At 71.6% G+C, this 11,291-nt stretch carries 10 protein-coding genes; 9 read left to right on the forward strand and 1 reads right to left on the reverse strand.

Going from position 1 to position 11,291, the window contains the following annotated elements; translation table 11 throughout:
• The first annotated feature begins 242 nt into the window (after positions 1 to 242).
• The 9 genes from C1J01_RS21620 to C1J01_RS49210 all read left to right on the forward strand — a co-directional run bounded on the left by C1J01_RS21620 (position 243) and on the right by C1J01_RS49210 (position 10,762).
• On the forward strand, positions 243 to 1,634 hold the full coding sequence (locus tag C1J01_RS21620) for an extracellular solute-binding protein (protein ID WP_111180800.1): 1,392 nt from the start codon (positions 243 to 245) through the stop codon (positions 1,632 to 1,634).
• The gene (locus C1J01_RS21625) at positions 1,606 to 2,541 is read left to right on the forward strand and encodes a carbohydrate ABC transporter permease (RefSeq protein ID WP_111180801.1); all 936 of its coding nucleotides are present in this window, start codon (positions 1,606 to 1,608) and stop codon (positions 2,539 to 2,541) included. The genes C1J01_RS21620 and C1J01_RS21625 overlap by 29 nt, the downstream gene beginning before the upstream one ends.
• Positions 2,538 to 3,356 (forward strand): carbohydrate ABC transporter permease, encoded by an 819-nt coding sequence (locus C1J01_RS21630; protein WP_111180802.1) that lies wholly within the window; start codon positions 2,538 to 2,540, stop codon positions 3,354 to 3,356. Before C1J01_RS21625 ends, C1J01_RS21630 begins: the two co-directional genes overlap by 4 nt.
• On the forward strand, positions 3,356 to 4,420 hold the full coding sequence (locus tag C1J01_RS21635) for an ABC transporter ATP-binding protein (RefSeq protein ID WP_111180803.1): 1,065 nt from the start codon (positions 3,356 to 3,358) through the stop codon (positions 4,418 to 4,420). Before C1J01_RS21630 ends, C1J01_RS21635 begins: the two co-directional genes overlap by 1 nt.
• Positions 4,421 to 4,467: 47 nt before the next feature.
• On the forward strand, positions 4,468 to 5,595 hold the full coding sequence (locus tag C1J01_RS21640) for a CehA/McbA family metallohydrolase (protein ID WP_235854582.1): 1,128 nt from the start codon (positions 4,468 to 4,470) through the stop codon (positions 5,593 to 5,595).
• Positions 5,586 to 6,473 (forward strand): TIM barrel protein, encoded by an 888-nt coding sequence (locus C1J01_RS21645; protein ID WP_111180805.1) that lies wholly within the window; start codon positions 5,586 to 5,588, stop codon positions 6,471 to 6,473. The genes C1J01_RS21640 and C1J01_RS21645 overlap by 10 nt, the downstream gene beginning before the upstream one ends.
• Positions 6,470 to 7,549, forward strand: coding sequence for a Gfo/Idh/MocA family protein (locus C1J01_RS21650; RefSeq protein ID WP_111180806.1), 1,080 nt, complete (start codon positions 6,470 to 6,472; stop codon positions 7,547 to 7,549). The genes C1J01_RS21645 and C1J01_RS21650 overlap by 4 nt, the downstream gene beginning before the upstream one ends.
• A complete protein-coding gene (locus tag C1J01_RS21655; protein WP_111180807.1) occupies positions 7,546 to 10,263 on the forward strand; it encodes a glycoside hydrolase family 38 N-terminal domain-containing protein in 2,718 nt (905 codons plus the stop codon). Before C1J01_RS21650 ends, C1J01_RS21655 begins: the two co-directional genes overlap by 4 nt.
• Before the next feature lie 100 nt (positions 10,264 to 10,363).
• Positions 10,364 to 10,762 carry a hypothetical protein gene (locus C1J01_RS49210; RefSeq protein WP_146615683.1) on the forward strand — a complete coding sequence of 133 codons (399 nt, stop codon included), beginning with the start codon at positions 10,364 to 10,366 and terminating at the stop codon, positions 10,760 to 10,762.
• A gap of 5 nt (positions 10,763 to 10,767) precedes the next feature.
• On the opposite strand, the gene C1J01_RS21665 is transcribed toward C1J01_RS49210, so the two are convergent.
• On the reverse strand, positions 10,768 to 11,291 hold a 524-nt coding region (locus tag C1J01_RS21665), incomplete at its 5' end, for a PucR family transcriptional regulator (protein ID WP_181448890.1).

An 11,291-nucleotide genomic window follows, 5' to 3' on the forward strand; every position in this document is an offset into this window, starting at 1 on the left:
AACGGAGCCTACCTTCGACACTATGGCATATTGTCATGACATTCTGATGTCCGCTATGTTGCGTTGTGTGCCCCTCCCTCGGCTTGGTCCGCACGGCGCACGCCGCCGGGTGGTGAAGTCGAGCCTCGAAGAGGCAGCATGCGGGCACATCCCTGGATTTGGCCAGACCTTTACGTCATCTAGATGTCATGACATATTGGCCACTGGCTGCCTCCCCTTTCCAGACGCGTCGGAGGGTTTGCATGGCATTGCGGAAACGGTCGATGGGTGTGGTCGCGGTCATCACCGCGACCGGTCTGGGGCTCGCCGCCTGCGGGCAGTCATCCGGCGGGGGAGGTGACGCCATCGAACTCACCATCACCCAGAACTCCATCCAGGGCGGGAAGAACGCCAACACGGCCGAGCACATCGCCGACTGGGTGATCCCCCAGTTCGAGGCGGCGCAGAAGGCCAAGGGCAAGAACGTCACGGTCAAGTTCGTCCCCAGCGGCGTCGACGACGAACAGTACAAGACAAAGCTCTCGCTCGACCTCAAGTCGGGCAAGGGTGCGGACGTGATCGACATCGACGGCATCTGGGCCGGTGAGTTCGCCGAGGCGGGCTACATCAAGCCGCTGTCGGAGGTCGTCGGGCCCGAGGCCGACAGCTGGGACGGCTGGGCGCAGATCCCCGAGGCCGTGCAGCAGATGGCCGCCTTCAACGACAAGAGGTACGCCCTCCCGGTGGGCACCGACGGCCGCGTCCTGTACTACAACAAGACGCTCTTCGCCAAGGCCGGACTGCCCGCCGACTGGCAGCCCGCCGGCTGGCAGGAGATCCTCGACGCCGGCGCCAAGCTGAAGTCGTCCGGCGTGCCCGTGCCGATCCAGATCAACGCCGGCACCGCGATGGGCGAGGCCACCTCGATGCAGGGCGTGCTGCCGCTGCTCGCCGGCGCGGGCGGCGAGGTGCAGCAGGACGGCAAGTGGACCGGCGCCTCCCAGCCGCTCAAGGACGCCCTCGGCCTCTACCAGAAGATCTACGGCGGCGGCCTCGGCGACCCGAAGCTGCAGCAGGAGGCCAAGGGCCGCGACAAGTCGTTCCAGCAGTTCGCCGAGGGCAAGATCGGCATCCTGATGGAGGGCGACTACTTCTGGCGCGGCGTGGTCAACCCCAAGGACGGCGTCGCCCCCATGGCCGACCGCGACCAGGTCGTCGGGTACGCCATGATCCCCGCGATCGAGCCCGGCAAGGGCATCCGCGGCCAGGACTTCGTCAGCATGTCCGGGGGCGCCCTGCGCACCGTCAACCCCAACAGCGAGCACCCGAAGGAGGCCTTCGAGCTGCTCGCCTTCACGCTCTCGCCGGAGGCGCTGAAGGAGGAGACCAAGGACGGCAACGTGCGCATCACCCCGCGCACCGACGTCAACAAGGAGATCCTCGCCGGGGAGCCGCTGCTGACCTACATCTCGGAGAAGGTGCTGCCCGTGACGGCCTACCGGCCGCCGGTCGCCGTCTACCCGCAGGTGTCGGTGGCGCTGCAGGAGGCCACTGCCGCGGTCGTCGGCGGCACGGCCCCCGACCAGGCGGCGGCCGACTACCAGAAGAAGCTTGAGGGAATCGTCGGTGGCGCAGGCAATATCACCACCCCCTGAGGTCGTCAGGGAAGACGGGCCCGCCCGCGGCGGCGACAGCTCCGACGCCGCGGGCCTCGGACGGGTGCGGGCCGCGGTCTTCGTGGCCCCCGCCCTGCTGCTGATCGCGGTCTTCCTCGTCTTCCCCGCCCTGTGGGTGCTCTATCTCGGGCTCACCAACTACCGGCTCACCGGCGTCGCCGCCGCCGAGCCGCAGTTCGTCGGCCTGGACAACTTCATCGAGGCGATCACCACCCCCGCGTTCTGGAACTCGACGTGGCTGACCGTCGAGTTCGTGCTCGGCTCGGCCGTCATCGGGCAGGCCGTGCTCGGCTTCACCATCGCCTGGATGATGCGCGACCGGCGGGGCCCGCTCAAGCGGGCGGTCGAGGGCCTGGTCATCCTGGCCTGGATCCTGCCGAGCGCGATCGTGGCGTTCCTGTGGGTGGCGCTGCTCGACCGCGACGGCGGCACGCTCAACGCGGTGCTCGGCATCCCCGGCTTCGCGTGGCTGCTCGACCACCCGATGTTGTCGATCATCATCTTCAACACCTGGCGCGGCACCGCCTTCTCGATGATGTTGTACGGCGCCGCGCTCGGCAACGTGCCGCCCTCCCACCTGGAGAGCGCCCGCCTGGCCGGGGCCTCCGGCTGGCAGCAGCTGCGCGACGTCGTCTTCCCGCACATCCGGGGCCACATCCTGACCAACCTGCTGCTGATCAGCCTGTGGACGTTCAACGACTTCGGGCCGTTCCTGCTCACCGCGGGCGGTCCCGACGGCCGGTCCGAGGTGCTGGCCGTGCACGTCTACAAGGTCGCGCTGCAGGCGGGCGAGCTGGGCCACGGAGCCGCCGTCTCCACGGTCATCCTGCTGATCAACCTGGTCGTGGCGGTGTTCTACCTGCGGCTGCTGCGGAGCAAGAAATGACGCGTTTCGTGTTGGGCCGGATCGGGTTCTACACCCTGGTCGCCGTGCTGCTGGCGTTCTTCAGCATCCCCTTGTTGTGGCTGGTGACGGCGCCGTTCACCTCGGACCCGACGTACGAGGTGAAGGTGCCGGACTTCACGCTGGACAACTTCCGGGCGGTCCTGGAGCACCCGTACGCGCTGCCGTCGTTGTGGAACTCCGTCGTGTTGTCGGTCGGGTCGGCCGTGCTCGTCGTCGTCATGGCGGCCCTGGCCGCCTACGCCCTGAGCCGGGTGCGGCTGCCCGGGCGCGACGCCCTGCTGTACGCGCTGCTGCTGCTGTCGTCCATCATCACCGGGACCGCGGCGATGGTGCCGCTCTTCCAGCTCGCGGTCGAGCTGAACCTCATCGACTCCCAGCTCGGGCTGATCCTCATCCTGACCGGCGGCCTGCTGCCCGCGGCGATCTTCATGCTCAAGGACTTCATGGACTCCACGCCGAAGTCGTACGAGGAGTCGGCGCGGGTCTTCGGGGCCTCGCCGCTGCAGATCGTCCGGCACGTGGTCGTGCCGCTCGTGCGGCCGGGGCTGGCGACCATCGCGGTGTGGGCCGTGGCCAACGTGTGGGGGAACTTCCTCATGCCGTACCTGTTGCTGAGCGACGTGGAGAAGCAGCCGGCGGCGGTGATCACGTACACGCTGTACACCGAGGGCGGCCAGGCGAATCTCAGCATGCTCTCGACGTTCGGGCTGCTCTATTCGATCCCGGTGGTCCTCATGTACCTGTTCGTCAGCAAAAAGTATGGCTTCCGCTTCCATGGAGGGATCAAGCGCTGATGGCCGCCATCGAACTACGGGGGCTGACCAAGGTCTACCCCGGCGGGGTGAAAGCGCTCGACGCGCTCGACCTGGCCATCCCCGACGGCGAGTTCTTCGCCCTGCTGGGGCCGTCCGGCTGCGGGAAGACCACGCTGCTGCGCACGATCGCGGGGCTGGAGACCGCCTCCGGCGGCTCCGTCGTCATCGGCGAGCGGGACGTCACCGCCCTGCAGCCCGGCGCGAGGGACGTCGCGATGGTCTTCCAGGACTACGCGCTCTTCCCGCACATGGACGTCACGGACAACATCGCCTACCCGCTGCGGATCAAGAAGGTCGCCAAGGCCGCCCGCCACGAGAAGGCCGCGGAGGTCGGCGCGCGGCTCGGCCTCGACCACCTCATGGACCGGCGGCCCGGCCAGCTCTCCGGCGGCCAGCAGCAGCGCGTCGCGCTCGCCCGGGTGATGGCCACGCAGGCGCAGGCGTACCTGTTCGACGAGCCGCTGTCCAACCTGGACGCGCGGCTGCGGCTTGAGGCGCGGACGTTCCTGAAGAAGCTCCAGCGCGAGCTGGGGGTGACCACCGTCTTCGTCACCCACGACCAGGCCGAGGCCCTCGCCATGGCCGACCGCATGGCCGTCATGGAGAGCGGGCACATCCGGCAGATCGGCACGCCCGCCGAGGTGTTCCAGCGGCCGGCCAACACGTTCGTCGCCTCCTTCATCGGCTCGACGCCGATGAACCTGCTCGACGGGGTCGCCCGCGGTGACACCCTGGAGGTGGCGGGCTGCAAGGTCGCCGTCCCGGTCTCGGCCGAGGGCCGCGTCCCCGACGGGACCGCGATCGTGTACGGCGTGCGGCCCGAGTACATGACGTACTCGGCGGAGCCCGCTGACGGGGCGTTCGGAGGGAAGGTGGCCATCGTGGAGAACCTCGGCGCGTCCCACCTGGTGACCCTCGACGTCGGCGACGTGATCGTGCAGGCCGTCGTCCCCGAGGGCAGCGAGCCCCTGGTCGGCGACGACGGCTACGCCCTGCCCCGGCGCGACCGGGCCCTCGTCTACCGGGACGGTGAGTTGGTGTGAGAGGGCGCTGGACTCTCGATGACCGGCTGGAGCGGATGCTCCGGGAGGTGCCTTTCGAGGTCCCCGCGGGCACGGCGGCGGTCACCGTGCGGCTGTCGTACGACCGGTCGCAGGGCGTGATCGACCTCGGGTGCGCCTCGCCGCGCGGTTTCCGCGGCTGGTCGGGCGGCGCGCGCGACGAGTACACGATCACGGAGGACTGGGCGACGCCCGGCTACCTGCCCGGCGCGCCCGAGACCGGCACGTGGCAGGTGTGGCTGCGGCTGCACCGCATCCCGCCGCAGGGCCTGGACTACACGCTCGACGTGACGTTCGAGACCGCCGCGCCGCCCGAGCCGGTGACCGCGGAGCCGCCGCACGGCGAGCGCCCGCCCCGGCGCGACATCCCCGACGTCGACGGCCTGCGCTGGTACGCCGGCGACTTCCACGCCCACACCCTGCACAGCGACGGCACGCTCACCATCGCCGGGCTGGCCGAGCTGGCCCACGGGCGCGGGCTCGACTTCCTGGCCGTCACCGACCACAACACCGTCAGCCATCACCCCTGGCTCGGCAAGATCGACCGGGAGATCACGCTCATCCCCGGCCAGGAGGTCACCACCGACCGCGGCCACGCGAACGTCTTCGGCGACGTCGGCTGGGTCGACTTCCGGCAACCGGTCGACTCCTGGGTCGAGCACGCCGAACGCGCGGGCGGGATCATCTCGATCAACCACCCGCTCGGCGGCGACTGCGCCTGGCTGCAGCCGGTGACCCGGCGGCCCCGCGTCGCCGAGGTCTGGCACTCCGGCTGGTGGGACCGCCGGTGGGGCGCCCCGCTGTCCTGGGCCGCCGCCTGGCGCGACGACGTGATCGCCATCGGCGGCAGCGACTTCCACCGTGAGGGCTCCGACGGGCTGCCGGGCGCGCCCACGACGTGGGTGCTGGCCGAGGACACCAGCGGGGTGCTGGACGGCGTACGCGCCGGGCGCACCGCCGTCTCGGCGGGACCCGACGCGCCGCTGCTGCTGCGGCTGGGCGACGAACTGCTCGCCCTCGACGCCGACGGCCTCGTCCTGGTACGCCCCGACGGCACCCGTCAGGTGGTCCGCGGCGAACGGGTGCTGCTGCGCGCCCTCGAGGGACCGCACCGGTTGGAAACCTACGAGAACGAGGTGATCGCCCTATGCGCGTGAGGAAAGTCGCCAACGCGCCCGTGAGTTTCGGCGTGTTCGAGCTCAGCGACGCGCCGCCACCGCTCACCGCCGACGAGATGGTGCGCGCCCTGACCGAGGCCGGCTACGAGGGCATCGACCTCGGCCCCGTCGGCTACCTCGGCACCCCCGACGACCTGGCCGAACGCCTGGGCGGTCTGTGGCTGGCCGGCGGCTGGGCCGACCTGCGCTACAGCGACGCCGAGGAGTTCCGCCGCGGGCTGCCCGCCCTCGACGCCACCCTGGACGTCTTCGCCGCCGCGCCGGTCGGGCCGCTGCCGCCGCGGCCCACGCTCGGCGAGTCGGGCGTGCCCGAGCGCTTCGCCCGCCCCGGCGGGAACGCTCCCGGCCTGCCCGCCTCCGAGTGGCCCGGGTACGCCGCCCGCGTCCAGGAGGCCGTCGACCGGTGCCGCCAGCGCGGGTTCGACCCCGTCTTCCACCACCACCTGGGCACGTACGTCGAGACGCCCGACGAGGTCGAGCGCCTGCTGGAGCTGACCGACGTGCAGCTCTGCCTCGACACCGGACACCTGCTGCTGGCCGGCGGAGACCCGGTGACGGCGTTGCGCGCGTGGGCCGGGCGGATCGGGCACGTGCACGTCAAGGACGGCGACACGAAGATCCTCGCCCAGGCCCTGGCCGAGGGCGTGGACCTGCGCGAGCTGATGGGCCGGGGCGGGTTCGCCCCGCTGGGCCAGGGCGAGCTGGACCTGCCCGGCGTGGTCAGGACGCTCGACGAGATCGACTACTCGGGCTGGGTCATCGTCGAGCAGGACACCCTGCCGGGGCGGCGCAGCGTCGCCCAGAACATCGCCGACCAGGCCGCCAACCGCAGGATGCTGAAGGATCTGGGACTTTGAGAATCGCGCTTGTCGGGTGCGGGGCCGTCACGCAGGCGGTCTACGTGCCCTTGTTGTCGCGGCGGCGCGACCTGTTCGAGGTGGTCGCCGTCTGCGACCTGTCGCGCGCCCTCGCCGACGCCGTCGGCGACCGGCTGGGTGCCGCGCGGCGGCACACCTCGGTGGCGGAGCTGCTCGCCGAAGGCGGCTTCGAGGCCGTCGTCGTGCTGGCCTCCGGCTCCCACGGCGAGACCGTGCGCCAGGCCCTCGCCGGCGGTTACGCCGTGTTGTGCGAGAAGCCGCTCGCCCTGACCCGGGCCGAGGTCGCGGAGCTGCCCGAGGGGCGGCTGATGGTCGGCTACATGAAGCAGTACGACCCCGCGGTGCGGCGGGCCGAGGAGATGCTGGCCGAGCTGGGCGGGCCGGGGGTGATCCGGTCGGTCGAGGTGACCGTGCTGCATCCGAGCGGCGAGTCGCAGCTGGCGTTCGCGAACCTGACGCAGGCGCGCGACGTGGACGCCGGGCTGCTGGCCTCGTTGCGCGCGGCCGAGGGGGAGCTGGTGTCGCGGGCGCTGGGGGAGTCGGCGCCGGAGCCGGTCAGGAATCTGTACGGGGTAGCCCTCGGCTCGATTTGCCACGATTTGTCGCTCATGAGGCGCTTTACCGGCTCTCCGCAGGAAATTTCGTACGTTGAGACCTGGGGGGACGCGCCCGGGTCGGTCGAGATCTCCGGGCCGCTGCCCGTCCGGGGCCGGTTCTCCGTCCGGTGGCACTACCTGGAGGACTACCCGGCCTATCGTGAGACCGTGGCGATCCACCATGACAAGGGCACGCTGGAGCTCGTCTTCCCGGCCCCGTACCTGATGAACGCCCCCACCGTCCTCACCGTGGTCTCCGGGAGCGAGAGCCGCACGGAGTACCGCGACGTTACCGAGGCGTTCGAGGTGCAGCTGGCCGCCTTCCATGCTTACGTGAACGAGGGCAAGCCGCCGCTCACCGACGCGGCCGGCGCGCTGGAGGACATCGTGACGGCCCAGCGCATCGCCGCCCGTTATGCCGTTCAGCATGATCTGCCCATCGGAGGAGAGTCCGCGTGAGCTCGGAGATCGTCGTCGTTCCCCACACGCACTGGGACCGCGAGTGGTACGAGCCGTTCCAGCGCTTCCGGCTGCGCCTGGTGGCCCTGCTGGACGAGGTGCTCGACACCATGGAACGCGAGCCCGCCTACCACTTCACCCTCGACGGGCAGCTCGCCTGCGTGGACGACTACCTGGAGGTGCGTCCGGAGAACCGCGACCGCATCGCCGCCCTCGTCGAGTCCGGGCGCCTCGCGGTCGGGCCGTGGCAGATCCTGCTGGACGAGTTCCTCTGCTCGGGCGAGAACATCGTCCGCAACCTGGAGCTCGGCATGTCCCGTGCCGACAAGCTGGGCGGCGCCATGCCGGTCGGCTACCTGCCCGACATGTTCGGCCACACGGCCCAGATGCCGCAGATCCTGCGCAAGGCCGGGCTGCTGCACGCCTGCGTCTACCGCGGCGTGCCGTCCTCGGTCGTCACCGACGCCTTCGCCTGGGTGGCGCCCGACGGAACGGCGCTGCGCACCCAGTACCTTCCGGCGGGCGGCTACGGCAACGGCGCCCACCTGTTCTCCGACTCCGAGGGCCTGGAGGGGCGGGCCGCCGCGTTCGTCGAGACCATGCGCCGGTGGCACGGGCCCGAGGGGTCGCTGCTCGCGATGTACGGCACCGACCACTCCGCCCCCGTGCGCGGGCTGCCGGAGATGGTGGCGGCGATCGGCGCCCGCATGGACACCTTGTCCGGATATATCGGTGCTTATTCCGGTGATGTCGAGGGCCTGCCGCGCGTCGAGGGCGAGCTGCGCTCCCACGCCCGCGCCAACATCCTGCCCGGCGTCATCTCCATCCGCCCGCACGTCAAACAGGCCATGGGCCGCGCCGAGCGGATGGTCGAACGCTACGCGGAGCCGCTGGCCGCCCTCTGGGGCGGCGAGTGGCCGGGCCGCTTCCTCGACATGGCGTGGTGGCGGCTGGTGGACGCCAGCGGGCACGACTCCGTGACCGGCTGCGGCGTCGACGACACCGCCCAGCAGGTCGCCGCCCGCATCGCCGAAGCGGAGCAGCTCGGGCAGGCCGTGCGCGACATGGTGACCGCGCGGCTGGCGCGGGACGTGCCCTCCGACGGCGTGCTCGTCGTCAACCCGACGCCCGCCACCCGGCGCGGGGTCGTGATCGTGGACGTCGCCGGCGCCGACCCGCTCGTGGACCCCTCCGGCCGGCCGATCCCCGTGCAGCCCCTGGAGCACGCCGCCACGCTGCTGCTCGACGAAAAGATGGACCCGGCCACGGCGCTCACCTTCGTCCACGGCACCGAGCTGTACGGCCAGCACATCACGTCCTGGTCGGTCCAGGACGGCACGCTGACGTTCACCGTGGCGCGTGAGACGCCGATCGTGTTCGACGTGGACGACCTGCGCGGCGAGCTCGACGGCGTGACCCGCGTCCGCATCCTCGCCGAGCCCCGCCGCACGGTGGCCGCCCTGGTGGAGGCGCCGCCCCTCGGGCACACCGGCCTGCGTCCCGTCCCTCACGCGCAGGCGTACGGCGCGGACTCCGGCGACGAGCACCACGCGTCCTGCTGGCGGGCCGCGGACGGGCTCGCCCCGGTGCGCGGCGACGCGGAGGTGCTGGACAACGGCCTGCTCCGGGTCGCCGTCGCCTCCGACGGCACGCTCACCCTGGTGGCCCGCGACGGCACGACCGTCACGGGCGCGGGCCGCATCGTCGACGGCGGCGACGTGGGCGACACCTACAACTACGCGCCCCCGCTGGACGACCTGGTCGTCTCCGAGCCGGAGTCCGTCGACACCGAGCTGGTCTGCTCGGGCCCGCTGGTGGCGGCGGTGGACGTGCGGCGCACGTACCGGTGGCCGGCCGCCGGTGACGGGATCGAGGGCGCGCCCGAGCTGCCCGCCGCCTCGCGGTCGGAGCGGACGGAGGAGACCGTCGTCGTCACCCGGGTGGAGCTGCGTGCTGGGGAGCCGTTCGTCCGGCTGCACGTCGAGTTCGACAACCGCAGCGCCGACCATCGGGTGCGCCTCCACGTCCCGCTGCCCTCGCAGGCGTCGGAGTCGTACGCGGAGGGGCAGTTCGCGGTCGTCCGCCGCGGCACGACCTCGGAGGCCGGGTGCGGCGAGACGCCGCTGCCGACCTTCCCGGCCTCCTCGTGGGTGGCCGCCGGGGGTGTGGCCGCGCTGCTGGAGCACGTCACCGAGTACGAGCTGACCGGCGGGGAGCTGGCGCTCACGCTGCTCCGCTCGGTCGGCTACCTCTCGCGCAACCGCAACGCCCTGCGCCCCGAACCCGCCGGACCCCAGCTGCCGACGCCGGCGGCGCAGTCCCGCGGGGTCCGCTCGGTGCGCCTGGCGCTCATGCCGTACGCGGAGTCGTGGCAGGAGGTGCTCCCGCACGCGGAGGCGTTCCGCCACGACCTGCTGGTGACGCCGGGCACGGGCGACCGTTCCCTTGCCCTGCCCGAGCCCGCCGCCGGCCTGTCGGTGACGGGCGACGGCGTGGTGATGACGTCCCTGCGTGACCGCGACGGCTGGTCGGAGCTCCGCGTGGTCGCCCTCACCCCGTCCGCTACCGAGGCCGTCATCTCGGGCGACCTCCTCGAAGCCCGTCACGCCGACCTGCGCGGCCGCCCCGGCGACGCCGTACCCGTCGCGGACGGCACGCTCCGGCTGCCCCTGGGCCCGTGGGAGATCGCCACCGTGCAGTTCCGTCAACGCTGAGTGACCAAGCGAAAGCATGGAGCAATAATCCGCAGTCGGGCGAGGCGCGTCTCGCCTCGCCCGACCTGTCGGAGGTGGACCCCGGGCGTGTGCCGGGCCGATGGCCAATTTCCGGGTCCGCGAGAAATGCCCGGCCTGCCTCGTCGTCATCTGCCCGAACCGCCGGGTGGCCCGCTGGGCCGAACGGGCGTTGAACGCCATCGATCGAGACGTCGCCTGGACGTACGCTCGATACCTCACTCTGTCGCTGGAAGGCAACGCACAGCGAGAATGGGGCCGGCGGATGGCCATGATGACTTACCCGTACCAGGGCGAATACGCCGAGAGACTCCATGCCGAGGGCGAGGCGAAGTCCGTGTTATGGGTCTTGGAGGGGCGTGGGGTCCCCGTCCCTGAGGGGGCGCGGGAGCGGGTGATGGGGTGTCGGGATATGGCTCTGTTTGATGCCTGGCTGCTTCGTGCGATTGAGGTTGCGTCGGCGGACGAGTTCTTCGGCTGATCGGGCTATGGGGTGAGGAGGCCGAGTTGGCGGGCGGCGCGGATGGCGAGCCAGACCTCGGCGAAGGCGGCGGTAGAGGAGAGGTCGCGGCCGGTGAGGGCGGCGAAGCGGCGTAGGCGGTAGGCCAGGGTGTTGGGGTGGATGTGGAGCGCGGCCGCCGCCTCCTCCGACTGGCGGTTGCGTTCCATCCAGGTGCGTACGGACATGAGCAGGCGCGAGTCGTGGGCCTCGTCGTACGCGAGGGCGGCGCCCAGTACGTGGTCCACCAGGGCGGCCAGGGTCGCGGGGTCGTCCGGGAGCCAGCGGCCCGTGGTGTCCTCGCCGTAGTGGACGAGCGGGCGGCCCGATTCGGCGGCGTGTGAGGCGGCCCAGACCGCTTCCCGCTGGGCCACCCGGAGCGACTCTCCCGGCGGGAACGGGCGGCTCGCCCCCGCGGCCACCCCCGGCAAGGCGGCCACGGCCTCCCCGATGCTCGCGGCGGCGGTGTCCCCGGGGTTTGCGGTGGCGCTTTGTGCGGAGTTTGTGGTGG

This window comes from Nonomuraea aridisoli (assembly GCF_003236395.1).
GTDB classification, from domain to species: domain Bacteria; phylum Actinomycetota; class Actinomycetes; order Streptosporangiales; family Streptosporangiaceae; genus Nonomuraea; species Nonomuraea aridisoli.

Coding starts and splice junctions, on each gene's coding strand:
- C1J01_RS21620 (WP_111180800.1), top strand. CDS start 243: ATGGCATTGCGGAAACGGTCGATGGGTGTGGTCGCGGTCATCACCGCG.
- C1J01_RS21630 (WP_111180802.1), top strand. CDS start 2,538: ATGACGCGTTTCGTGTTGGGCCGGATCGGGTTCTACACCCTGGTCGCC.
- C1J01_RS21635 (WP_111180803.1), top strand. CDS start 3,356: ATGGCCGCCATCGAACTACGGGGGCTGACCAAGGTCTACCCCGGCGGG.
- C1J01_RS21645 (WP_111180805.1), top strand. CDS start 5,586: ATGCGCGTGAGGAAAGTCGCCAACGCGCCCGTGAGTTTCGGCGTGTTC.
- C1J01_RS49210 (WP_146615683.1), top strand. CDS start 10,364: ATGGCCAATTTCCGGGTCCGCGAGAAATGCCCGGCCTGCCTCGTCGTC.